Annotated in this window: 19 protein-coding genes and 1 pseudogene; 9 read left to right on the plus strand and 11 right to left on the minus strand. The window is 73.6% G+C overall.

From position 1 onward, the window contains the following. Positions 1-2 precede the first annotated feature (2 nt). The 3 genes from J5X07_RS01475 to J5X07_RS13340 form a co-directional block, all read right to left on the minus strand. Positions 3-947: a hypothetical protein gene (locus J5X07_RS01475; protein WP_208478436.1), complete on the minus strand. Its 945-nt coding sequence runs from the start codon at positions 945-947 to the stop codon at positions 3-5. Positions 948-1,065: 118 nt separating this feature from the next. Continuing rightward, positions 1,066-2,589 (minus strand): glycerol kinase GlpK, encoded by a 1,524-nt coding sequence (glpK, locus tag J5X07_RS01480; protein WP_208478437.1) that lies wholly within the window; start codon positions 2,587-2,589, stop codon positions 1,066-1,068. A gap of 507 nt (positions 2,590-3,096) precedes the next feature. After that, positions 3,097-3,471 carry a hypothetical protein gene (locus J5X07_RS13340; RefSeq protein WP_341769373.1) on the minus strand — a complete coding sequence of 125 codons (375 nt, stop codon included), beginning with the start codon at positions 3,469-3,471 and terminating at the stop codon, positions 3,097-3,099. Between J5X07_RS13340 and J5X07_RS13345 the strand changes: the two genes are divergently transcribed. From J5X07_RS13345 to J5X07_RS13215, 4 genes and pseudogenes are all read left to right on the plus strand, one after another. Continuing rightward, a complete protein-coding gene (locus tag J5X07_RS13345) occupies positions 3,371-3,769 on the plus strand; it encodes an RpiB/LacA/LacB family sugar-phosphate isomerase (RefSeq protein WP_341769365.1) in 399 nt (132 codons plus the stop codon). The genes J5X07_RS13340 and J5X07_RS13345 overlap by 101 nt on opposite strands. Then, complete coding sequence (locus tag J5X07_RS01490; protein WP_124932727.1) at positions 3,730-4,797, plus strand: DUF7973 family transport facilitator; 1,068 nt, start codon at positions 3,730-3,732, stop codon at positions 4,795-4,797. Before J5X07_RS13345 ends, J5X07_RS01490 begins: the two co-directional genes overlap by 40 nt. A gap of 67 nt (positions 4,798-4,864) precedes the next feature. Further along, positions 4,865-5,737 (plus strand): HAD-IIA family hydrolase, encoded by an 873-nt coding sequence (locus tag J5X07_RS01495; RefSeq protein WP_208478438.1) that lies wholly within the window; start codon positions 4,865-4,867, stop codon positions 5,735-5,737. A gap of 123 nt (positions 5,738-5,860) precedes the next feature. Next, positions 5,861-5,986, plus strand: a pseudogene (locus J5X07_RS13215) (FGGY-family carbohydrate kinase); the annotation flags it as partial. A gap of 41 nt (positions 5,987-6,027) precedes the next feature. Here J5X07_RS13215 and J5X07_RS01505 read toward each other — a convergent pair. Together J5X07_RS01505 and J5X07_RS01510 are read right to left on the minus strand one after the other, a co-directional pair. Then, positions 6,028-6,837, minus strand: coding sequence for a DeoR/GlpR family DNA-binding transcription regulator (locus J5X07_RS01505; protein ID WP_208478439.1), 810 nt, complete (start codon positions 6,835-6,837; stop codon positions 6,028-6,030). Positions 6,838-7,128: 291 nt separating this feature from the next. After that, a complete protein-coding gene (locus tag J5X07_RS01510) occupies positions 7,129-8,892 on the minus strand; it encodes a glycerol-3-phosphate dehydrogenase/oxidase (protein WP_243896265.1) in 1,764 nt (587 codons plus the stop codon). A gap of 147 nt (positions 8,893-9,039) precedes the next feature. Here J5X07_RS01510 and J5X07_RS01515 point away from each other — a divergent pair, with 147 nt between their 5' ends. Next, positions 9,040-10,266 carry a sugar-binding transcriptional regulator gene (locus J5X07_RS01515; RefSeq protein WP_208478440.1) on the plus strand — a complete coding sequence of 409 codons (1,227 nt, stop codon included), beginning with the start codon at positions 9,040-9,042 and terminating at the stop codon, positions 10,264-10,266. Here J5X07_RS01515 and J5X07_RS01520 read toward each other — a convergent pair. After that, on the minus strand, positions 10,263-10,442 hold the full coding sequence (locus J5X07_RS01520; RefSeq protein WP_208478441.1) for a hypothetical protein: 180 nt from the start codon (positions 10,440-10,442) through the stop codon (positions 10,263-10,265). The genes J5X07_RS01515 and J5X07_RS01520 overlap by 4 nt on opposite strands. Before the next feature lie 226 nt (positions 10,443-10,668). Next, positions 10,669-12,012, minus strand: a complete 1,344-nt coding sequence (locus J5X07_RS01525; RefSeq protein ID WP_208478442.1) for an MFS transporter — start codon at positions 12,010-12,012, stop codon at positions 10,669-10,671. A gap of 347 nt (positions 12,013-12,359) precedes the next feature. Here J5X07_RS01525 and J5X07_RS01530 point away from each other — a divergent pair, with 347 nt between their 5' ends. The 3 genes from J5X07_RS01530 (at position 12,360) to J5X07_RS01540 (ending at position 15,576) form a co-directional block, all read left to right on the plus strand. Further along, positions 12,360-13,076 carry an amino-acid N-acetyltransferase gene (locus J5X07_RS01530; RefSeq protein ID WP_208478443.1) on the plus strand — a complete coding sequence of 239 codons (717 nt, stop codon included), beginning with the start codon at positions 12,360-12,362 and terminating at the stop codon, positions 13,074-13,076. Beyond that, a complete protein-coding gene (locus J5X07_RS01535; protein ID WP_424924068.1) occupies positions 13,073-14,017 on the plus strand; it encodes an HhH-GPD family protein in 945 nt (314 codons plus the stop codon). The genes J5X07_RS01530 and J5X07_RS01535 overlap by 4 nt, the downstream gene beginning before the upstream one ends. 479 nt (positions 14,018-14,496) lie before the next feature. Continuing rightward, positions 14,497-15,576, plus strand: coding sequence for a hypothetical protein (locus tag J5X07_RS01540; RefSeq protein WP_124932719.1), 1,080 nt, complete (start codon positions 14,497-14,499; stop codon positions 15,574-15,576). 22 nt (positions 15,577-15,598) lie between these two features. Here J5X07_RS01540 and disA read toward each other — a convergent pair whose 3' ends face one another. From disA to J5X07_RS01560, 4 genes are all read right to left on the minus strand, one after another. Beyond that, positions 15,599-16,666 (minus strand): DNA integrity scanning diadenylate cyclase DisA, encoded by a 1,068-nt coding sequence (gene disA, locus J5X07_RS01545; RefSeq protein ID WP_124932718.1) that lies wholly within the window; start codon positions 16,664-16,666, stop codon positions 15,599-15,601. A 138-nt stretch (positions 16,667-16,804) separates the two neighbouring features. Further along, the gene (gene radA, locus J5X07_RS01550; protein WP_124932717.1) at positions 16,805-18,223 is read right to left on the minus strand and encodes a DNA repair protein RadA; all 1,419 of its coding nucleotides are present in this window, start codon (positions 18,221-18,223) and stop codon (positions 16,805-16,807) included. Between the two features lie 192 nt (positions 18,224-18,415). Then, on the minus strand, positions 18,416-18,988 hold the full coding sequence (locus tag J5X07_RS01555) for a hypothetical protein (protein WP_124932716.1): 573 nt from the start codon (positions 18,986-18,988) through the stop codon (positions 18,416-18,418). A gap of 131 nt (positions 18,989-19,119) precedes the next feature. After that, positions 19,120-20,256 carry a sugar-binding transcriptional regulator gene (locus tag J5X07_RS01560; RefSeq protein WP_208478444.1) on the minus strand — a complete coding sequence of 379 codons (1,137 nt, stop codon included), beginning with the start codon at positions 20,254-20,256 and terminating at the stop codon, positions 19,120-19,122. Between the two features lie 268 nt (positions 20,257-20,524). Between J5X07_RS01560 and J5X07_RS01565 the strand changes: the two genes are divergently transcribed. Then, a complete protein-coding gene (locus tag J5X07_RS01565) occupies positions 20,525-21,517 on the plus strand; it encodes a phosphotriesterase family protein (RefSeq protein WP_208478445.1) in 993 nt (330 codons plus the stop codon). Positions 21,518-21,530 lie beyond the last annotated feature (13 nt).

The raw sequence follows: 21,530 nt of genomic DNA on the forward strand, positions 1-21,530 counted from the left end.
ACTCAGGCCGGGCCCCCTCCCAGCACAGCGGAGACGCTGAGATCGGGGCCGGTGGTCACCCTCAGGGCGGTGACGCCCACCTCCCCCTCGGGGCTGCGCAGCGGCACCCGCCTGCCCTGGAGGCCCTGGAGGTCCTTGGCAGCGACGGCCAGCATCGCCGCCACCACCGGGTGGCGCGAGGCGACCCTCACCTGTGCCAGCGTGGCGACCAGCGCTGGGCGCCCGCCGGTCGGCGCCCCGCCTGAGCCGATGGGCCCGCTGCCCGGGCCACTGCCGGCGCCGGGCTGGTGGGGATCGGCCTCCTGCACGTCCACCTGGGCGCCGACCCGCACGCGGGCCCGCAGCGGGCCCCGGCGGATCCGGCCGCTGCCGCTGATCCGCAGGGCCCCCGGTGCCGCCCCGCTGATCTCCAGCTCCACGTCGTCGAGCGCGCCCCTGCCCTCCAGCAGGTGGGTGCCGAGCCGCTCGATGGCGGTGGCCAGGCCCGCCTGGGAGATGCGGATCTCCACCTGGCCGTGCAGCGGGGACTGGGCGCTGGGCTCGGCGAGGACCAGGCGCCCGCTGCCGTCCTCCTCCCGCCAGGCGATCGCCAGATCGCGGAGGCGGGCATCGAGATGCACCGGCGCTCCCAGGACCTCCATGGGCCGGGCCCTCACCTGGAGGCGGCGCAGCCGGCCCGGTGCCGGGACGGGCGCGCCCCCTGGCTCCTCCTGCGGTTGCCGCTCGGGCTCGTGAGCACCGGGCGGGCCCAGCGGGGAGGTGATGGCCGTGCCACTGGCGTCGACATCGATGAGGTCGATGTCCGGGGCGTCGGGGCGGACCAGGATGCGCATGGCAGTGGGGTTGCTCAGCACGGGCGCGACCGCCTCCGCGATGCCCTGGCGCAGGCGCAGGGACAGCCCGTCACTGGTCCTGGGGAGGGGGAGCCGGCCGAGGGGGATGGTCACCACCGCACCCTACCCGGTGGTGGGGCCCGGCAGGAGCGGATCGTCCCGCCGGGCCCCACCGCCGCGCTCGGCGGCTCAGCGGCTCAGCGCGCGGGCCGCCCGAGGCGCTGCGCCGGGATCACTCCACGACGTCGTCGTCCACCCAGTCCAGGGTGCGGGTGACCGCCTTGTTCCAGTTGCGGAAGAGGCGGTCGCGCTCGGCCTCGTCCATCTGCGGGGTCCAGCGCTTGCCCTCGGCCCAGTTGTCGATGACGTCCTGGGTGCCCGACCAGAAGCCCACGGCGATACCGGCGGCGTAGGCCGCGCCCAGGGCGGTGGTCTCGGTGACCTCGGGCCGCACGACGGGCACGCCCACCTGGTCGGCCTGGAACTGCATGAGCAGCTCATCGCGGGTCATGCCGCCGTCGACCTTGAGCTCGGTCAGGGCCTGGCCGGAGTCGGCGTTCATGGCCTCCAGGACCTCGCGGGTCTGGAAGGCGGTGGACTCCTCCACGGCGCGGGCGATGTGCCCCTTGTTGACGTAGCGGGTCAGGCCCACCAGGGCGCCGCGGGCATCGGGGCGCCAGTGCGGGGCGAACAGGCCGGAGAAGGCGGGCACGAAGTAGGCCCCGCCGTTGTCCTCCACGCTCCTGGCCAGCTCCTCGACATCCTTGGAGTCCTTGATGATCCCCAGGTTGTCGCGCAGCCACTGCACCAGGGAGCCGGCCACCGCGATGGAGCCCTCCAGGGCGTAGACCGCGGGCTCGCCCTCGATCTGGTAGCACACGGTGGTCAGCAGGCCGTTGGTGGAGTGCACCGGCTCGGTGCCGGTGTTCATGAGCATGAAGCAGCCGGTGCCGTAGGTGTTCTTGGCCTGGCCCCTGGTGAAGCAGGCCTGGCCGAAGGTCGCCGCCTGCTGATCCCCCAGGATGCCGCTGATGGGGGTGTCCACCAGCAGCCCGTTCTTGCGGCCGTGGCCGAAGATGCCCGAGGAGGGCTTGATCTCGGGCAGCATGGAGACCGGGATGCCCATGTCGGCGCAGATCCCCGGGTTCCAGTCCAGGGTGTCGATGTTCATGAGCATCGTGCGCGAGGCGTTGGTGACATCCGTGGCGTGAACGCCGCCGTTGACGCCCCCGGTGAGGTTCCACAGCACCCAGGTGTCCATGGTCCCCATGAGCAGGTCGCCGGCCTCGGCCCGCTCGCGCGCGCCCTCGACGTTCTCCAGGATCCAGGTGACCTTGGGGCCCGAGAAGTAGGTGGCCAGGCCCAGGCCCACGCGCTCCTTGTACTTGTCGGGGCCCTCATCGCCGGCCAGGCGCTCGCAGATCCTCTGGGTGCGGGTGTCCTGCCAGACGATGACGTTGTAGACCGGCTCGCCGGTGGTCTTGTCCCACACCACGGCGCTCTCGCGCTGGTTGGTGATGCCCACCGAGGCGATCTGGTGGCGGTTGACCTCGGCGGCGGAGAGCACCCCGGCGACGACGTCGCGCACATTGCGCCAGATCTCCAGCGGGTCGTGCTCGACCCAGCCGGCGCGCGGGAAGATCTGCTCGTGCTCCTTCTGGTCCACCGCCACGATCCGCCCGGAGTGGTCGAAGAGGATGGCGCGCGAGGAGGTGGTGCCCTGGTCGATCGCCAGGACGTACTTCTTCTCAGTCATGGGGGTCCTTTCCATGGTGTGACAGGTGGGGTGCTCCGGCAGCAGTCATCGCGGCCCGGGGCGCGCTCGTGCGCGGCCCGGATGGTCGGGGAGGCGCGGCCCACCGGGGCCCGCATCCGGGCCCGGCCCGGGCGGGGGCGCCTATGGCGGGGCTGGTCTCATGCTCGACTCGCTTTCCGACACGTCCTTGTGCACTGCCGATCCCGTGGCGCCCTCGGGGATGGCTCCCGACGCGGCTGCCCGCGTGCCGCCCTGGGCAGGGCGCCGTCTCGAGTGGTCCCCGTGGTGCAGCACCGGGCTGCGGCGGGGCTCTATGGGATGGGAGGCTACCCAGTCGCCGTCATGCGTGGGAAGGCGGTGAGGGCGAGGGACCCGCCCGCTGGCAGAAGGTGCGCCGCTGACCGCGGGGCTGTGCACGGATGTGCGGAGCCCCGGTGCAGATGCCCACGAGGGGCGGGGCATGGGGTAGGAATGCCTCTCAAGCGATGGTGCGCCTCACATGAGGTGTCACGTCGGGCATGTTAGAAACACCACTGCATCTGTAATATCTGTTGGGCGCGGTCCGGGTGAGGAGGCTGGGGCCGCACCGACGAGGACGGAGCTGTCATGGGATTGAGGATCGTCGTCGCGGCCGACCCGGCCGGAGTGGACTACGGAGTGGACTACAAGGAGGCCGTCGAGGCCGACCTCGAGGCCGACCCCCGCGTGGATGAAGCCATCGATGCCGGCTGCGCTCCCGGCGAGGCCGCTGTCCCCCAGCATCGCCCTCCCCGCCGCCACCATGATCACCTCGGGCCGGGCCGACCGCGGCATCTGCTTCCGCGGCACCGGCATGGGCATGGCCATCAGCGCCAACAAGATGCCCGGCGTGCGGGCCTCCACCGCCCACGACTCCTTCTGCGTCGAGCGCCTCATCATGTCCAATGACGCCCACCTCCTGTGCCCGGCAGCGCGTCGTCGGCCGCGAGCTGGCGCGCCGCCCGGCCAGCGAGCTCCTGGGCCGCACCTTCGATCCGGCCTCGCACTCCAAGGCCACTATCGACCTCATCATCGAGCACGAGGGCCGGGCCGGCTCCCGGGCCGGCCACCGATCGTGACCGAGCAGCACCGTCCCCCATCCGCACGACTCAAGGAACAACGATGTTCATCGCTTCTCTTGGGATCTTCCTGTTCGGAGTGATCCTCGCAATGGCCGGGGGCGCCGTCGGCGCCTCCATCGGTGGCAACTACGCCTTCGTCCTCACCGGACTCAGCGTCATCACCTCATGGGGGGTCTTCGCCTTCACCGGCTCCACCTTCGCCTTCGACTACATCGCCTTCGGCCCCTTCATGGGCCCGCATATCGCCTTCGCCGGCGGTGCGGCCGCGGCGGTCTACGCCGCCTACCGGGGCTACATGGAGGACGGCAAGGACGTCAACAGCCCCCTGGCGGGGCTGGGCCGCCCCGACGTGCTGCTCGTGGGCGCCGCCTTCGGCGTCCTGGGCTACCTGCTGCAGATCGGCATCTCCATGATCCCGTGGTTCGGCGGCCACACCGACTCCGTGGCCCTGACCGTGCTGCTGTCCGGCATGACCGCGCGCGTCGCCTTCGGCGGGGCCCGATTGTTCTCCGGCTCCCTGCACAACGCCGACAAGTTCGCGCAGGGCAAGCGCGGCCTGGCCAGGATCGCTCCCGGAACCAACGGGCGCTGGCTGGAGTGGCAGGAGAGGCCCGGCCAGGTCATCACCATCGGCAGCTTCTTCGGGGCCGCAGCAGGCGGGGTCAGCCTGTTCCTGGCCGGCAATGTCGGGGCCCGCCTCACCGAGCTGGGCATGGACGGCAGCCTGGCCGCATCCCTGGCCAACACCTTCCCCTTCGCCATCTCCGCGGTGATCATCCTCTTCCTCATCACCAACCGGAGCATGCCGGTCCAGCACCACGTGACCAACATCGGAGGGCTGGCCACGATCCAGTTCTTCCCCATCCTCATGGGCTCGACCTTCGCCACCTTCCAGTGGACCGAGACCTCCACCTGGGACTCCCGCACCTGGCTGATCGCCGCGGCCGCCGTCCTCATCGGCGGGGTCTTCGGCGTCGTGGCTGCCTCCTTCGGCGAGCTGGCCGCGCGCCTGTGGTACAACCGCGGCACCAGCCACATCGACCCGCCGGCCGGGGCCATCTGGATCTGCAACACGATCGTCGTCAGCCTCGCCGCGCTCCTGTCCTGAAGGCCCCGGAGCACCGGAGCCGCCACGGACCCGTCACCATCGGCTGCACAGGAACGGAGCCCCTTCCATGAGCGACTCGCCGCTGCTATTCCCCGAGGACCTGGCCAAGGCCTACGTCTTCGACCTGGACGGGACGATCTACCTGGGCGACGGCCTGCTGCCGGGGGCGCGGCGGCTCCTGGCCGAGCTCCAGCGCCGGGAGATCACCGTGCGCTACCTGTCCAACAACCCCACCAAGGATCCGCGCCAGTACCTCGACAAGCTCACCGGGCTCGGCCTGCCGGCCAGGATCGAGGACATCTGCAACACGGTGGTGACCACCACCCGCTGGCTCAAGGAGAACCATCCGGGGGCCGCGGTCTTCGCCATCGCCGAGCAGCCGCTCCAGAGGGCGCTGGTCGAGGCGGGCCTGCGCCTGAGCGAGGACCCGCGGGAGATCGACGTCGTCGTGGCCTCCTACGACCGGGCCTTCGACTACCGCAAGCTCCAGATCGCCTTCGACGCGCTCTGGTTCCACAAGCGGGCCATCCTCATCCAGACCAACCCCGACCGCTACTGCCCCTTCCCGGGCGGCCGCGGCGAGCCCGACTGCGCGGCCATCACCGCGGCGATCGAGGCCTGCACCGGGGTGGCCTGCCAGGCCAGCCTGGGCAAGCCCTCGCCGATCATGCTCCACGAGGCCCTGGCGGGCCTGGACCTCGAGCCCCGGGACTGCATGATGGTGGGGGACCGGCTCCAGACCGATATCCAGATGGCCATCGACACCGGGATGAGGTCCGCCTGCGTCCTGACCGGGGAGGCCACGCCCGACGACGTCGCGGCGCGCCCCGAGGGCCAGCGGCCCGACTACGTCCTGGACCGGGTGGACCGGCTCATCCCCGCTGCCATCTGGGAGGAGCTGGGCTGGTCCCAGATGGCAGCGGGCCCCGGCGGCGCCTGACCCCGGCGGCCGTCGGGGGCCGGGCGGCCCGAGCGGGTCGCGCCGCCCGCCCGGGTCCTGACCGGCCAGTCCGCCGCCGAGGTCCACGGCAAGGGCTTCTTCGGGGCCCACACCGACGGCGTCCTGCCGGACCAGTGCACGGTCGAGGGCGGCTTCGAGGTCACCCGCATGGCGGCCTGCGGCGGGGCCACCAAGAGCCGCGACTGGATGCAGATGCACGCCGACGTCACGGGCGTGCCCATCGCCGTGACGGAGGGCGCCGCGCCGCCGGTCCCTGCGCTCCTGCCCGTCTACTGCTGTTCGAGGGCGGTGCGGGCCGGGGCGGGCGGCGCGATGAGCGGCTCGACGCCGCGCTCCCTGAGGGACTCGGCGTCCTCGGCCGGGATCCGCGAGTCGACGATGACGTGGTCGAAATCCGTGAGGTCGGCGAAGCGCACCAGGGCGTGGCGGTGCAGCTTGGAGCGGTCGATGAGCAGGATGCGCACCTGGGAGCTGGCCAGCATCGCCCGCTTGACCTCGGCGATGTCCTGGTGGGGGTGGTAGCAGCTCGGGCCGGAGACCCCGGAGGCCGACAGCACGCAGAAGCCCGCCCGCAGGTCGCGGATCTGCTCCAGGGCCGCCCGGCCCGCGGTGGCGCGGGCCCAGGGCTGGTACTGCCCGCCGATGAGGATGAGCCGGGTGCCGTGGACGCTGATGGCCTCCTCGGCGGCGATCTGGGAGTTGGTGACCACCGTCATGGAGGACAGCCGGGGCAGGGCCCGCAGCAGCCAGATGCTGGAGGTGGAGTCATCGAGCATGAGGGAGGCCCCCGGGGGGATGAGCCCGGCGGCGCAGGCCGCCATGTCCTGCTTGTCCTGCCGGTGCTGCTCCAGGCGGAAGACGGCGTCGGCCTCGTGCAGGCCGGAGGCCTGGGCGATGACCCGGCCGCGGTCACGCTGGACCAGGCCGGCCTCCTCCAGGGCCACCAGGTCCCTGTAGACGGTCATGGTGGACACCCCGACCAGCTCTGCCAGCTCCCCGACCCGCATGGAGCCGCGGTGCATGACGGCCTCGGCCATGACCATCTGGCGCCGGTGCGCGCTCTGGGAGGGCTCGGTCATGGCGGCGGGTTCTCCGATAGGACTGCAGTGGGGAGGCGGCAGGCCCCGGCCTGAGCGGCGCGGGCCTGTGACTCACACTGTAGTCCTCGGCGAGCGGCCCCAGGCGGAGGCCCGGAGGCCATCCCAGAGATCACGGGCAGTGCCCGCACGGCGGGAGGCGCGCCGCCCTGCCCGCAGGCGGGGCGCCAGGGGCAGGGCGGCGCGGCAGCCATGAGAGGCCCTCGCCCTTCTCCGGCACGGCAGGCCGATCGGGCCCGGCGAGGCCGAGGAGCCGCCGGGCCCGGCCGGCGATCAGATCGGCTTGCTCAGGTGCGCCACCGCGGCGGCGTCGGTGGCCTCGGCCTCGGCGGCGGCGATCTCCTCGACACGCTGGGCGTAGGCCTTCTTCTGGGCGGCGACCTCGGCCTCGTCCCAGCCCAGGAGCGGGGCCATGATGGCGCAGACCTCATCGGCGCTGGACAGGCCCCGGTCGCGCCGGCACAGGTCCAGTCGGACCCGGCGGGTGAGCACATCCTCCAGTGACAGTGCCCCCTCATGGGTCACGGCCCAGGCCACCTCCACGCGCAGGTACTCGGGAGCGCCCTCCAGGGGCTGGTCCAGGTCGCCGGGCCCGGTGCCCTGCTCCTTCGCGGCGTCGATGGCGGCCAGCAGGTCGAGGGTCTCCGAGCCGTAGCGGTCGAGCAGGTGGGTGACGCGCGCCAGGGTCCAGCCGCGCTCGCGGGCGATCCGCCCGGCCTCATCGACCAGCTCGTGGTACCCCTCGGCGCCCACCAGGGGCAGGTCCGCGGTGACCGAGGGGTGGGCGTGGGCGAGGGCCTCGCCCAGGGCGTGGTCGACGGCGTCCTCGGCCATGACCCGGTAGGTGGTGAGCTTGCCGCCGGCGATGGCGGTCAGCCCCGGTGCCACGCGTGTGACCGTGTGCTCGCGCGAGACCTTGGTCGAGGCGGCCTTGGCGCCGGGCTTGAGCTTCGGCTGGAGCAGGGGGCGCAGGCCCGCGTAGACGCCGATGATGTCCTGGCGTCTGATGGGGCGGTTGAGCACGGAGTTGGCGTGCTCCAGGATGTAGTCCACGTCGGCCGAGGTGGCCACGGGCTTGGCCACGTCCTGGTCCCAGGGGGTGTCGGTGGTGCCGATGACCCAGTACTCGGGCCAGGGGATGATGAACAGGACGGACTTCTCGGTGCGCAGGAAGATGCCGGTCTCGGCGTCGATGGCCTCGCGCGGCACCACGATGTGGATGCCCTTGGAGGCCAGCACCTTCAGCCCGCCGTCCTTGGTGGCCAGGTCCTGGACGTCCTCGGTCCACACCCCCGCGGCGTTGATGGTGCGCTTGGCATGGATCTCCAGCTCCTCGCCGGTGGTCAGGTCGGTCACGGCAGCGCCGAGGACCTGCCCGCGCCCGTCCTTGAGGAAGCCGGTGACCCGGGTGCGCGAGGCGGCGTGGGCGCCCAGCCCCACGGCGGTGCGCACGAGGTCCAGGACCAGGCGCGAGTCGTCGACGCGGGCGTCGTAGAAGCGGATGGCGCCGGCCAGGCCGCTGACGTCCAGGGCCGGGGCCAGGGCGGCGGTGCCCTTCCTGCCCAGGTGCTGCTGGATGGGCACGGTCTTGTGGCCGCGGGCGCCGGCCAGGGCCAGGGCGTCGTACATGCCCACGCCCACGGCGGAGTAGGAGCGCTCGTAGTGGTGCTTGAGCGGCCACAGGAAGGGCTGGGCCTTGACCAGGTGGGGGGCCGTGGTGGTCAGGAGGCGCCCCCGCTCGGTGAGCGCCTCGTGCACCAGGGCGAAGTTGAGCTGGTAGAGGTAGCGCAGGCCGCCGTGGACCAGCTTGGAGGAGTAGGAGGAGGTGCCCTGGGCCCAGTCGCCCATCTCCACGATCCCGGTGCGAAGACCCCGGGCCGCGGCGTCCAGGGCGATGCCGGCGCCGGTGACCCCGCCGCCGACGACGAGGATGTCCAGGCCCTCCGCATTGCTCATCGCCTCCAGCGCGGCGCTGCGCTGGGCGCCGTTGAGCGCGGTGGCGGGGGTGGGCTGGAGTCCGTTGGGGGAAGTCTGCATGGTCGCTGCCGCTCCTGTGAGACATGTGCTGACGCCCTCTACTCTGGTCCCCTATGGGAGGATGATCAAATATGATGCACGAACGTGCATGACCCGCGTGTGGGGAGAGGAACATGACCACGACGGCCACCATGACCACTGATCGCCATGACCGCTGAGCCCGCCGGCCGGGGGCGCGGCCGGGCCCCGCGCTCGAGACCTCGGCGCACGGTGGTGCCGGCGGCCCCGGAGGGCCCGGCCGCGTCGTCGGCGCCGCCTGCATCGGCGCCCCCCGCGCTCACCGACGACCCCAGTGGCCTGCTGCGCGCCTATGAGGCCGCCTCCATGTACTACATCCAGGGCGAGACCATGGAGGTCATCGCCCGCCACCTGGGGGTCTCGCGCTCCACCGTCTCACGGCTGCTCCTGCGGGCCAAGCAGGTGGGAATCGTGCGCATCGAGCTGATCCAGCCCGGGGGAGCGGGCAGTCTGGAGGGGCGCCTGCTGTCCCAGTTCGGGGTGCGGGCCCAGATCGTCCCCGTGCGCGAGGGGGCCACCGAGATCCTGCGCCTCCAGCAGGTCGCGGGCGTGGCGGCCGGGCGCATGGTCGACCTCATCGGTGAGCTGACCGCCGGCCCTCGCAGTGCGGGCGCGGAGCCGGGGGCGGACCCGGCGGGCGGCGGGGCGGGAGGCGCCGGATCGCCCGGTCCGGGCCGCGCGGAGCCGGCGGTGCAGGAGGCGGCCCGGGGCCTGGTGGTGGGGGTGGCCTGGGGAACCACCATGTCCGAGGTCAGCGCGGCCCTGCCCAGCCGCACGGTCCCCGGCCTGACCGTGGTCCAGCTCAACGGCGCCACCGATCCCATGGAGGAGGGCACCAGTGCCGGGGAGATGCTCTCGCGCATCGCCGGGGCCCTGCGGGCCCGCAGTGTGGCCTTCCCCGTGCCCGCCTTCTTCGACCACGTGGAGACCCGTGAGGCCATGTGGTCCGAGCGCTCGGTGCGCCGGGTGCTGGCCCTGGTGGGCCGGGCGCGCCTGGCGGTCTTCGGCGTGGGGTCCCTGGAGGGGTCCCTGCCCTCCCAGGTCTACGAGGGCGGGCATCTGTCCAGCGCGGACAGGGCCGTGGTGCGCCGCGAGAAGGTGGTGGGCGATGTGTGCACCGTGATGCTGCGCGCGGACGGCTCCTGGCGGGACATCGACCTCAACGCCCGGGCCACCGGCCCGACCCCCGCCCAGCTCTCCCGCATCCCGCGGCGCCTGTGCGTGGTGGCGGGGGTCGCCAAGGCCCCCGCCCTCCTGGCGGCGCTGCGGGCCAGGGTGGCCACCGACCTGGTGGTCGACGATGCCACGGCCAGGGCCGTGCTCGACCTGGCCGCTCGCACCGAGCACCGCCCCTAGGGGGCCTTCCCTGAAAGGCGGGGCTTGTCCAGGAGTGGGGGTGTGGGCGTGGCCGGCAGGGTGCAGGCTGCGGGACCGGGGCGGTTCTCCAGGAGGGTCAGGTTCTCCGGGAGGGGCATGCCTTCCAGGACGCGCAGGTGCTCGGCGACGGGTGCGGGCCGCACGTTGGACGTCACTTCGCGACAAGGGCGTCACGTCGCGGAATGGACGTACCTTGTAGGTGTCGTCCATTCCGCGAAGTGACGCCCATTGCGCCAAACGACGCCCAATTCTATCCCTGCACCCCTCCCGAGAACCTGCCTGCCCGGCAACGCCCGACCCTCCTGGAGGCCCCTCCCGCAGCGCCCCCCGGGGCAGGACCCCACCGTCGTCGCAGCTTCCTCACCTCCTGGGCACGTCGGCCTAGGATCGCCGGCCCCACCACAGGTAGGCGCTCAGGACCGCGTAGACCAGGGCTGCGCCGATGAGTGCGGGGCGCGGGTCCGCTGTCGTGCTCAGGGCGATGGCGCTCCAGCCCCCGGCGATGCCGCCCAGAGCCCCGGCGCCCTGGGACCAGGCGGTGGCATCGAGGAAGCGCTGGCCCACCAGCGTGACCTGGCGCTGGCCGATGAGCAGCGTGGCCAGTGCCCAGGAGGCCATCTGCGCGATGGCGAGCATCACCGCCGCCGCCCAGAAGGACGTCGTCGGCGCCGAGGGCGCCAGGGTGAGGCAGGCACCGGTGAGCAGGGCTGCGGCGGTGATCGCCATCGCCACCCCGAGCCCTGCCGCGCTTGTCGCCTGTGCCGTGGCGCCGGCGTCCGCGATTGCAGCATCTCCATCGGCCCGGGCGCTCAAGACCTGCCCTGCCAGCCGCGTGACCTGGGGGCCGGCGGTGGCCCCCAGGCCCACCGTGATCAGCACGGCGAGGTAGGGGCCCTGGCCCCGGGCCTGCCCGATGTGGATGAGCACGTAGGACCCGGCCAGGGCGGTGGCGAAGGACCGGGCCAGGACGCTGGCCGGGGAGATGAGCGGGTGGCCCAGCAGGTGCCTGAGGGCCGCCGGGGTGGAGGCGAAGAGGGGCTCGTCCGTCTCCTGGGCCTCGGTCCGGGTACGAGCCAGGCGCACCGCCTCCTCCTCGGCGTGCATGCCGTGGAGGCGGGCGCCGATGGCCGCCGCGGACAGGACGAGGTTGGCCAGGACGATGAGGCTGGGGGAGACGAAGGTGAGGTAGGCGCCCAGGGGGATGGACACGACGCCGGAGAAGAAGGCGGACAGGGACTGCAGGTGGGAGGTGAAGCGCAGGGAGGTCTGGGGGTCGATCGCGGCCATCTCCGCGCCGTAGATCTCCTCGACGACGTCGAGCACCAGGGGGATGGGGGAGGCCAGAACCATGTAGGCGGCGATGACCGCCCCGGCGGGCGCGCCCAGGGCCAGTGCCACGAGGGTGAGCACGAGGAGGGCGACGTCGTAGCCCTCGCAGGCCAGGAGCACCCGGCCCGGCCGGGCCCGCCCGAGCAGCCTGACGGCCAGGGGCGAGAGCACGTCCTCGATACTGGTCAGCGTGGCATACCCGGCGATCCAGGCAGCCGGCAGGGCCGAGGCCACCACGAGGGCCGGTGAGGCGCCGGCGAAGACCTCGCTGCCGGCCATCGACAGGGTCCAGCCGATGAGCATGCCGATGCGCGAGCGCCTCACCAGGCGCGCGGCGCGGGCCCGCTGGGTGCTGGTGGCGCCAGCGCCATCGGCGCCGTCGGGGGTGTCAGCCATGGTTGAGTCCTGGTTGAGTCATGACCATCCGCGCCATTCCTCGGGCTCGCGCTGCCCTGCCGGCCTCGGGGCGGCGATCTGGGATGGCAGGACCGGGCGCGCAGTACTGTGAGCCCACCCTACCGCCAGCGGCGCAGATCCCCCTCGTTGCACATCTTCGGGTGGGGTGCGGACGGGATGATGCGGAAGGATCGGGGTTGATGGCCGCTGGGGGTGGTGAAGATGTGCAACGGGCGCCGGGGGCGCGGGGTGTGGGCGCTGGAGGGCGCCGGGGCCGGCCGCGCTGGCCGCGGTGCCGGCAGATGCGGGTGCGTATCCGCTGGTGACGGTCTGGGGCTCATGGCAGGATGGGCGGAGTGACCTCACAGCGAGATGAAGCGCGGGGAGCGGCCCAGGCCCCCCGGGAGTCCGGGGCGGCCGGCGGCCTGCGGGATCCGGACGGCCCTGAGCCGCAGGCGCCGGTGGGACGGGGCGGAGCCCCCGCGAGGGCCGCCGGGCCCACCCCCGGGACCCGGATCGCGCTGCGCCCGGCGCGCCCGGCCGACGTGCGGGCCATCGCCGACCTGGTGCGCCCCTACTCCGACCGGCGCATCCTCATCGCCAAGGACCTCATCTCCTACTTCGAGGACGTCCAGGAGTTCATCGTGGCCGAGGATGCGGCCGCCGTCGGCTCCTCCCGGGCCGCCGGGCACGCCGATCCCCCAGGGGCTGGCGAGTCGGCCATCGTGGGCTGCGGCGCCCTGCATGTCATGTGGGACGACATCGCCGAGGTGCGCACCCTGGCCGTCCACCGCGACCACCTGGGCGCGGGCGTGGGCTCGGCGATCCTGCGCGAGCTCATTGGGAGGGCCAGGGCCCTGGGCCTCCAGCGCCTGTTCTGCCTGACCTTCGAGGTCGACTTCTTCGCCCGCCACGGCTTCGCCCCGATCTCGGGCACCCCGGTGGGCACCGACGTCTTCTCCGAGATGGTGCGCTCCCACGACGACGGCGTGGCCGAGTTCCTCAACCTGGCACGGGTCAAGCCCAACACCCTGGGCAACACCCGCATGCTCCTGCAGCTGTGAGTGCGCGCATCGGGGACCAGGAGGCCGCCGGCGGCGGTGCCCAGGGCCCCTCGGCCGGCGCCGTCGTCTCCTGGTACGCCCGCCACGCCCGCGACCTGCCCTGGCGCAGGCCCGGCACCACTCCCTGGGAGGTGCTGCTCAGCGAGGTGATGAGCCAGCAGACCCCGGTGGCGCGCGTCATCCCCGCCTGGAGGCAGTGGCTGGAGCGCTGGCCGGGCCCGGCCGAGCTCGCCGCGGCCCCCACCGCCGAGGTGCTGCGCGTGTGGGGGCGCCTGGGCTACCCCCGGCGGGCCCTGCGGCTCATCGAATGCGCCCGGGCCCTCGTCCAGGATCATGGTGGTCGGCTGCCCAGTGACCGCGAGGCCCTCCTGGCCCTGCCCGGGGTGGGGGAGTACACCGCCGGTGCCGTCATGGTCTTCGCCTATGGCAGGCGCGCCCTGGTGCTGGACACGAATGTGCGCCGCGTCCTGGCCCGGGCCGTGGGCGGCCAGGCCCTGCCCCCGCCCCACCTGGGCCGCGCCGAGCGGGAGCGGGCCCTGGCACTGCTGCCCCCGGACGAGGCCACCGCCGCGCGCTGGTCGGTGGCTGTCATGGAGCTGGGGGCCCTGGTGTGCACGGCGCGCGACCCCCGGTGCGAGCAGTGCCCGTGGCGCTCCCAGTGCGCCTGGCTGGCGGCCGGGCGCCCCGCCGATGCGCATGCGGGCCGGCGCCGCACCCAGGCCTGGCACGGCACCGACCGCCAGGCCCGGGGCATGATCATGGCCGCCCTGCGGGAGAGCCCGCGGGGCCTGGCGCGCACCGACCTGCTGGTGGCGGCCGCAGCCGCGGGGGGCCGGGCGGGGCGCGCCGATCCCGACCAGCCCGCCCGGGCCCTGGCAAGCCTCCTGGCCGATGGGCTCATCGCCACCGACGACGACGGCGCCACCTATCGGCTGCCCTGAGGCCGGCCGGCGGCCGCGCCGATGCGGTCCTGCCCCGGAGGGCGGCGCTGGCGCGCCAACCGAGCACCGGCACAACGATCCCAGGACGTCCGCCCCGGAGGGCGGCGCTGGCGCGCCAACCGAGCACCGGCACAACGATCCCAGGACGTCCGCCCCGGAGGGCGGCGCTGGCTCCATGTCGGCTCACGGCCACACGGTGGGGCTGACCTGGGCCCGGCGCTGACGCCGGTAGAGTCGGGGGCATGGCGAAGGGACGGGGACGAGGCGGGCGCGGATCGGCCCGGCGGGCCAAGGGCGCGGTGCCGCGGGGCTCGGCGGGCGCCCCGCGGGGCGCCCAGTCACGGCCCCGGCCCCAGGGCGGCTCGGGCGCGCGCCGAGGCGCGCCGGGCGGTGCTCAGGCGGCCCGGGGCGGGGCAGCGGCCCGGGCCGCGTCTCGCGGGGATTCCGGCGCCCATGGCGGCGCTCACGACACTGGCCGCATGAGCGGTGGCGCCCGGCAGGCCGCCACCCGCGATGGCGCCCGTGGCGAGGAGCGCCGGGGCGCGCGCTCATCAACGGGCCGCCCCTCGGCAGCCCGCGGTGCGGCGTCGACTCGGGGCGCCGGCCGGGGCGGGCGCGCCGCGCAGGCCTCCGGCGGGCGCCAGCGCAGGGCTGCACAGCCCGGTGGGCGCGCTCCGCGCCGCACCACGGCCGGAGCGCGCACGGGGCAGGCGGCGCAGGGCGCGCCGCGCCCCCGGCAGGCCGTCCCGGGGACCGCCCGCTCCCACCGCGCCACCTCCACCCAGGCGGGGCGCCCCTCGCGCTCGACGCGCGCAGGCGGGGCGCATCCCCACAGCCGCAGGCTGCGGGCCCTGGGGGCACGGGGCCGTGGCAGGCTCCGCCCCCGCTACGGCCTGCGCCGCACCGTGGTGGCGGGCCTGGCGATCCTGCTGGTCGTCGGCCTCGGCGCGGGCGCAGTGGCCTCCGCCCTGTGGGTGCGCCAGACCATCCGGACCCAGGATGCGGACCGCGCCGCCGCCCAGGCCCGCACCGTCTACCCCCAGCCGCAGTCCTGCGCCGTCGGGGATCTGGAGGTGGCCTCCAGCGGCCCGCAGATCCTCAGCGCGGGCGAGGGCGGGTCCTTCACCGTGAGCCTGACCAACGCTGGGAGCGAGCCCTGCCTGCTCGACGTCGGCCAGGCCTCCCTCGGCGTCCTGCTCACCTCTGGTGAGGAGCAGGTGTGGAGCTCGGCGGCCTGCCCGGCCGGGAGCCAGGAGCGGCTCCTGCTCCTGGGGCAGGGCGATGCCACCGAGGTGGGCCTGGAGTGGAACGGCTACGCGGCGGGCTCGGACTGCGACCTGGCCCATGCCCCGGCAGCCGGGGCCGCCGCCTCCGCTGAGCCGTCGGCCTCCCCCGATCCGTCGGCCTCCCAGGCCCCGCAGGAGGGTGAGAGCGCTCCGCCCAGTGCCGACCCCGCCCCGGCGGCCGATGAGAGGATCGCGGGCCCGGGCTCCTACCACTACCGCTTCACCCTGGGGGGCCAGGACCTCACCGAGGACGCCCTGCTGCTCATCCAGTGAGCCTCCGGGGCCAGTGCCGGACTCAGGCGTAGCGGTCCACGATGGAGATCTCAGCCAGACGGGACAGGCCGTCGCGCAGGGTGCGGGCGCGCTGGGCGTTGACTCCCTCGATGGCCTCGAGCTCCTCGGTGGTGGCCCCCAGGACTCCCTGGAGGGAGCCCCAGTGCTCCACCACGGCGCGCGCGGTGACCACGGGCAGACGGGGGATCTTGGACAGGATGCGCAGGCCCCGGGGGGAGACCTGGGCATCCAGGTCCTGCCCGTCGATGCCGCCCAGGCCCATGGAGCGCGCCACCATGGCCAGGTCGAGCAGGGCGGGGGAGCCCACCCATTTCAGGCGGGCCTCGACGGTGGTGGTCTCCAGGCCGACGGGCAGGTAGTCCTCCAGCAGGAAGCCGTGCTCGGCACTCAGGCCGCGGGTGAGCTCCTCGACCTGGAGGGCCAGGAGACGCCCGTCGGTGCCCAGCTCCAGGACGTAGGAGTCGATGTCGGCGGAGATGCGCCGGACCATCTCCATGAGCTGGAGGACGGAGGTGACGTCGCGCACGGTCACCAGGTCCTCGATCTCCAGGGAGTCCAGACCGGCCGAGGTCTGGTCGAGTCGGGCCTTGTAGCGCTCCAGGGCCGCCAGGGCCTGGTTGGCGCTGGCCAGGATCGACTCGCTGGGCTCCAGGACGTGGCGCTTGCCGTCGACGTACAGGGAGATGATCCGCATGGACTGGCTCACCGAGATGACCGGGTAGCCGGTCTGGCGGGCGACGCGCTCGGCGGTGCGGTGGCGCATGCCGGTCTCGGAGGTCTGGATGGAGGCGTTGGGCAGGAGCTGGACGTTGGCGCGCCGGATCCGGGAGGTGTCCATGTCGACCACGACGCCGCCATCCATCTTGGCGAGCTCGCGCAGGCGGGCCGCGGAGAGCTCGACGTCGAGGTGGAAGCCGCCCGACGAGATCGCCTCGACCACGGGATCGAAGCCCAGGACGATGATGGCGCCGGTGCGTCCGCGCAGGATGCGCTCCAGGCCGTCGCGCAGGACGGTGCCCGGGGCGACGAGAGCGAGCGTCTCGCGCAACTGGCCGGCGGCCTCAATCATCGGTGTCTCCTGGGTTCATGGGCCCCGGGGCGGAGTGCTGCCCCGGGGCGCGGCTGGTCGCAGCCAGGTGCGCGGCCGCACTCATCGTATCGGTAGCCATGGTGCTCTTCGCACTGCGCGCCCCAACAGGGGCCCTTCTCACCCCTGGGGCAGGGCGGCGCCCACGGCCTCACCCACATGCGCCACGGGGAGGACCCTCATGCCGGGAACCTCGCGCAGCTCCTCCGAGCCGGGCAGGGGGACGATGGCCCGGTCGAAGCCCAGGCGCGCGGCCTCGGCCAGGCGGCGCTGGATGCCGACCGTGGCGCGCACCTCGCCGGTGAGGCCCACCTCCCCGAAGGCCACCAGGCCCGGTGGGGTAGGCAGGCTCCTGGCGGCCGAGACCACCGCGACGGCCACGGCCAGGTCCGTGGCGGGCTCCACGGCCCTGGCCCCGCCGACGGTGGAGACGTAGACGTCGCTGGAGGAGGTGTCCACGCGCATGCGCGCCGCGAGCACGGCCAGGGCCATGGCGGCCCGGGAGTGGTCCACCCCCGAGGTGGCGCGCCGCGGGGAGCCCGCGTTGGTGGCCGCGACGAGGGCCTGGATCTCCACGGGCATGGGGCGGCGCCCCTCCAGGGTGACGGTGGCGCAGGTGCCGGGGACCTCGGAGCGGGCGGCGGACAGGAACAGCCCGGAGGGGTCGGCCAGGCCCACGATCCCGCGCTCGCCCAGATCGAAGCAGCCGACCTCATCGGTGGGCCCGTACCGGTTCTTCACCGCTCGCAGCAGCCGCAGCCGGCCGTGGCGCTCGCCCTCGAACTGGGTGACGACGTCCACCAGGTGCTCCAGGACCCGGGGGCCGGCGATCCCGCCGTCCTTGGTCACATGGCCCACCAGGAGGACGGGGATGCCGCGCTCCTTGGCCACGGCGATGAGCGCCCCGGCCACGGCCCGCACCTGGGACACGCCCCCGGCGCTGCCCTCGACGCGGGCCGAGGCGATGGTCTGGACCGAGTCGACGACCAGGAGGGAGGGGCGGGCCTGCGCCACATGGCCCAGGAGCGCGCCGAGCTCGGTCTCGGCGGCGAGCAGCAGGGCCGGGTCGATGGCCTCGATGCGCTCGGCGCGCAGGCGCACCTGCGAGGCCGACTCCTCGCCGGTGACGTAGAGGACCGGGCCCTGGTCCCGCTCACGGCTGGCGGCCGCGCAGGAGGCCGCCACGGTGAGCAGGAGCGTGGACTTGCCGACGCCGGGCTCCCCGGCAAGCAGGATGACGGCGCCGGGCACGATCCCGCCGCCCAGGACCCGGTCCAGCTCTCCGATGCCGGTGGAGCGGGCGCGCGCCTGCTCGGCGCTGATCTCGGCGATGGGCTGGGCGGCGGTGGCGGGGCGGGTGGCGGTGGCCAGGAGCGCGCCGCTGCCCGAGGCCTCCGCGGCGGCGGGCTGGACCTCCTCCAGGGTTCCCCAGGCGCGGCACTCGCGGCACTGCCCCAGCCACTTGGGGCTGGACCAGCCGCACTCGGTGCAGGTGTAGGTGGGCCGGGGGGCCTTGGGCGTCCTGGTGGTGCTCGGCATGCCAGGAGGGTAGCGGGGGCCTGGGACATGTGCGGCGCCGCCTGCCGCCCCCCCGCACCAACCTTCGACAATTTGCATGAGATCGGCCTTCTCCAGCGCCGGAGAAGGCCGATCTCATGCAAATTGTCGAAAAGAGGGGAGGGCATGCCGGGGGGCGCGATCGGGCCGGTGGGGGCCGGGCGGCCTCGGGCCTCAGAGCTGCTGGCCGGGCCGGCCGTAGCCAGTGGGAGGATTCGGCACGGAGCCGTAGGGGGCCTGGCCCGGCTGGTCGGACCGGCCCTGCGGCGCCGCCTGCCCGTAGGGGGCCTGGGGGGCGTGGGCGACGTTCCGGCCATAGGGGTGCTGCGGTGGGGTGGAGCCCTGGCCGCCGGCCGGTCCGGCCCCGGAGCCGGCCACTGCTGCTCTCTTGGAGGCCGGCACCAGGTTGGGGTACTTCCGGGCCACATGGGAGTCGCCCAGGCGCACGGCGCCCACCAGGATGAGTGCGGGGGCGGCGAGCAGGATGACGGGGATGCGCGTGCTGCCGGTGGTGCTGTTGCCGATCCAGACGTACAGGACGAGGGCGAGGATGCCGCCCAGCACGATCGCGACGGCGAAGGCCGGGTAGTACAAGTAGGTGTGGACAGCCTCATCCTTGCCCGAGCCCTTGCGGTCGCCGGCCCTCGGCGCGCCGGGCTCCTGCGGGGCGGCTCCATAGGAGCCGCTGGAGTGCGGGATCGGGCCGGGCTGCGGGGAGGAGCTGCTCCAGTCGTGCTGCGCGGTCATGGGGAGTCACCCTTCTGCATCGTGGTGTTGAGGGACGGGGCCCAGCATGCCCGCCAGGAGCGGCGTCATGCACCCATCGGGCATGGGGCGGGCAACCCATGCCCGGACCCCGCCGGCGCTCTCCCGCCGGGCTACCCCCGCTCGGTGCGGCGGGCGGGAGGGCGCCGTCGTCGATCGCCGTCCCCGGCGCCGCCACGACGGCGGCGCCGGGGCCCCGGGGGCTCGTCCTGCGCCCGGCTCCCGCCCTGAGGCCGATCCCGCTGGGCGGCCGCGATGAGCCCCCTGGCGGTGGGCTCGTCGGTGACCAGCCCGGAGAGGTAGCCGCCGGCCAGCGCCGCCCTGATGGCGCCGAGCTTGCCCCGGCCCGCCGCCACCCCGATGACCATGGGGATGCCCAGAAGCCGCTCGGGGTCCAGGCACACCGTGCGGTCGCACAGGGAGGTCCCCACGTGCTGGCCCGAGGCATTGAGGTGATGACCGCACAGGTGCGCCACCACGCCCTTGTCCCGGCACTCCTGGCTGACCCCCAGGGTCATCCAGCGACGCAGCAGCGGGCTGGTCGACTCCCCCACGCTGCCGATCCCGGTCAGGGCCACGTCGCTGCGCCCGGCCAGCTCCAGGGTGGTGAGCACCTGATCCTCCTCCCGCACCGCCTGGGCGCTGCGCAGGGAGCCGAAGACCAGGGGCACCGGCAGGGACCGGTAGTGCCCGCCCAGGCGCAGGGCCAGGCCGCGGCAGATATCTGGCCCATCCTCCAGCTGGAGGGAGTCGCCCGCGGCCCCCAGCATCGCCACGGTGGTCGAGTGCGGCCAGGTCCGCTCGGGCAGGTGATGGACGACGGCGCCCACCGCCCGGCCGTTGGACACCGCGATCACCGAGCGCGGCCCGCAGTACTCCAGCAGCAGCTCGCCCGCACTGCGGGCCACCGCCGGGCTGATCCCCCCGGGCGCCCCGCCCTCCTGTGCCCCGTGCTCCCATGCCCGCGCCTCCTCGTCGGATCCCTGGGGCGGCGCCTCGGCCACGCGCGCCTCGGTGAGCCCGTAGGCCTGCGCCAGGGCCCTCTCCAGCGCCATGAGGCGCTGGATGGGGTGGGAGACGGTGACGGTGACGATCCCCGTCCTGCGGGCCTGGGCCAGCATCCGCGAGACCGTGGGGCGCGAGTAGCCCAGGCGCGAGGCGATCGCCTCCTGGGCCAGGCCCTCCTCCCAGTACAACTGGGCCACCTCCAGCAGGAGCACCGCTCGCGAGCGGGAGAGTTGAGCGCACATACGTGCATGATAACAATCTGATCACTAGCGAGTAACTCCATTCCCAGGCGAATCAGCCTTCCTGCTCCCTGCCCGCTGCATCAGGAATGTGAACATCTGATCAAGGCTGGTCTTGGGGGCCGGTGGCCCGGCTCCTAGCGTGGCAGCAGGCGGAGGGCAGACCCGAACCAGCACCGGGAGCCGCGCAGACGCGCCAGAGGCGATCACGGCCCACCGTGCGCCCCGCCCACCGCCCCGCATACGAGCCAGCGACTCGAAGGAGAACCCGATGGGCATCGTCCGCACGATCCATGGTGATGTGGACCCCTCCAGCCTGGGCGTGGTCAACGCCCACGACCATCTCATCCGCGTCGGCGCGGGAGAGGTCTACATCGACCCCGACCACCTCCTCAACGACCCGGACAAGGCCGTCCAGGAGGCCGCCTCCTTCGTCGAGGCCTCCAAGCGCTTCGCCCCCAGCGCCACCATCGTGGACATGTGCCCGGCCTCTTGCGGGCGCGGCGTGCTCCTGCTGCGCGACGTCGTCGACCGCGTCCCGGGGCTCCAGGTCATCCAGGCCACCGGCTTCCACCAGCAGAAGGTCTACCTGGAGTGGCGCCAGTCCTGGGTCAACCAGTACACGGTCACCGAGATCGCCGACCTGCTCATCGCCGACATCGTCGAGGGAGTCGACGCCAACGACTACATGGGCCCACTGGTCAAGCGCACCGATATCCGCGCCGGCTGCATCAAATGGGCCACCGCCTACGGGCGCATCACCGACTGGGAGGTCAAGACCGGTCAGGCCGTGGCCATCGCCGCCAAGGAGACCGGGGCCCCCATCAACACCCACGTCACCGCGGGCACCTGCGGCCCCGAGCAGGCCCGCTTCCTCATCGACCACGGTGTGGCCCCCGAGAGGATCGCCATCGGCCACATCCAGCGCAACTGGGACCCCTGGGTCCACGAGCAGATCGTCAAGCTCGGCGCCTACGTCGAGCTCGACGGCACCAACCGCATCAAGTACGTCCCCGACCACGCCCGCGTCGAGCTCATCAAGACCCTGGGCGCCAAGGGCTACGGCAAGCAGATCCTCCTGGGCACCGACTCGGGCAAGGCCTCCTACCAGAAGGCCTACGGCTCGGTCTCGGGCATCGACTACGACCCGGCCGTGTTCTGCCCGCGCCTCATCGAGGACGAGGGCGTGGACCCCGGCTACGTCCAGGACCTCCTGGTGGGCAACGCGGCGGCCTTCTTCGCCTTCGAGCCCGCCCAGGGCTGAGCGGCGGTGAGCG

Source organism: Actinomyces bowdenii (assembly GCF_017592395.1).
Classification (GTDB): Bacteria; Actinomycetota; Actinomycetes; order Actinomycetales; family Actinomycetaceae; genus Actinomyces; species Actinomyces bowdenii.

Coding starts and splice junctions, on each gene's coding strand:
- J5X07_RS13345 (WP_341769365.1), top strand. CDS start 3,371: ATGATCACCTCGGGCCGGGCCGACCGCGGCATCTGCTTCCGCGGCACC.
- J5X07_RS01515 (WP_208478440.1), top strand. CDS start 9,040: ATGACCGCTGAGCCCGCCGGCCGGGGGCGCGGCCGGGCCCCGCGCTCG.
- J5X07_RS01495 (WP_208478438.1), top strand. CDS start 4,865: ATGAGCGACTCGCCGCTGCTATTCCCCGAGGACCTGGCCAAGGCCTAC.
- J5X07_RS01565 (WP_208478445.1), top strand. CDS start 20,525: ATGGGCATCGTCCGCACGATCCATGGTGATGTGGACCCCTCCAGCCTG.
- J5X07_RS01560 (WP_208478444.1), bottom strand. CDS start 20,256: ATGTGCGCTCAACTCTCCCGCTCGCGAGCGGTGCTCCTGCTGGAGGTG.
- J5X07_RS01490 (WP_124932727.1), top strand. CDS start 3,730: ATGTTCATCGCTTCTCTTGGGATCTTCCTGTTCGGAGTGATCCTCGCA.
- disA (WP_124932718.1), bottom strand. CDS start 16,666: ATGATTGAGGCCGCCGGCCAGTTGCGCGAGACGCTCGCTCTCGTCGCC.
- J5X07_RS01525 (WP_208478442.1), bottom strand. CDS start 12,012: ATGGCTGACACCCCCGACGGCGCCGATGGCGCTGGCGCCACCAGCACC.
- J5X07_RS01505 (WP_208478439.1), bottom strand. CDS start 6,837: ATGACCGAGCCCTCCCAGAGCGCGCACCGGCGCCAGATGGTCATGGCC.
- J5X07_RS01540 (WP_124932719.1), top strand. CDS start 14,497: ATGAGCGGTGGCGCCCGGCAGGCCGCCACCCGCGATGGCGCCCGTGGC.
- J5X07_RS01510 (WP_243896265.1), bottom strand. CDS start 8,892: ATGCAGACTTCCCCCAACGGACTCCAGCCCACCCCCGCCACCGCGCTC.
- J5X07_RS01530 (WP_208478443.1), top strand. CDS start 12,360: ATGGGCGGAGTGACCTCACAGCGAGATGAAGCGCGGGGAGCGGCCCAG.
- J5X07_RS01555 (WP_124932716.1), bottom strand. CDS start 18,988: ATGACCGCGCAGCACGACTGGAGCAGCTCCTCCCCGCAGCCCGGCCCG.
- glpK (WP_208478437.1), bottom strand. CDS start 2,589: ATGACTGAGAAGAAGTACGTCCTGGCGATCGACCAGGGCACCACCTCC.
- radA (WP_124932717.1), bottom strand. CDS start 18,223: ATGCCGAGCACCACCAGGACGCCCAAGGCCCCCCGGCCCACCTACACC.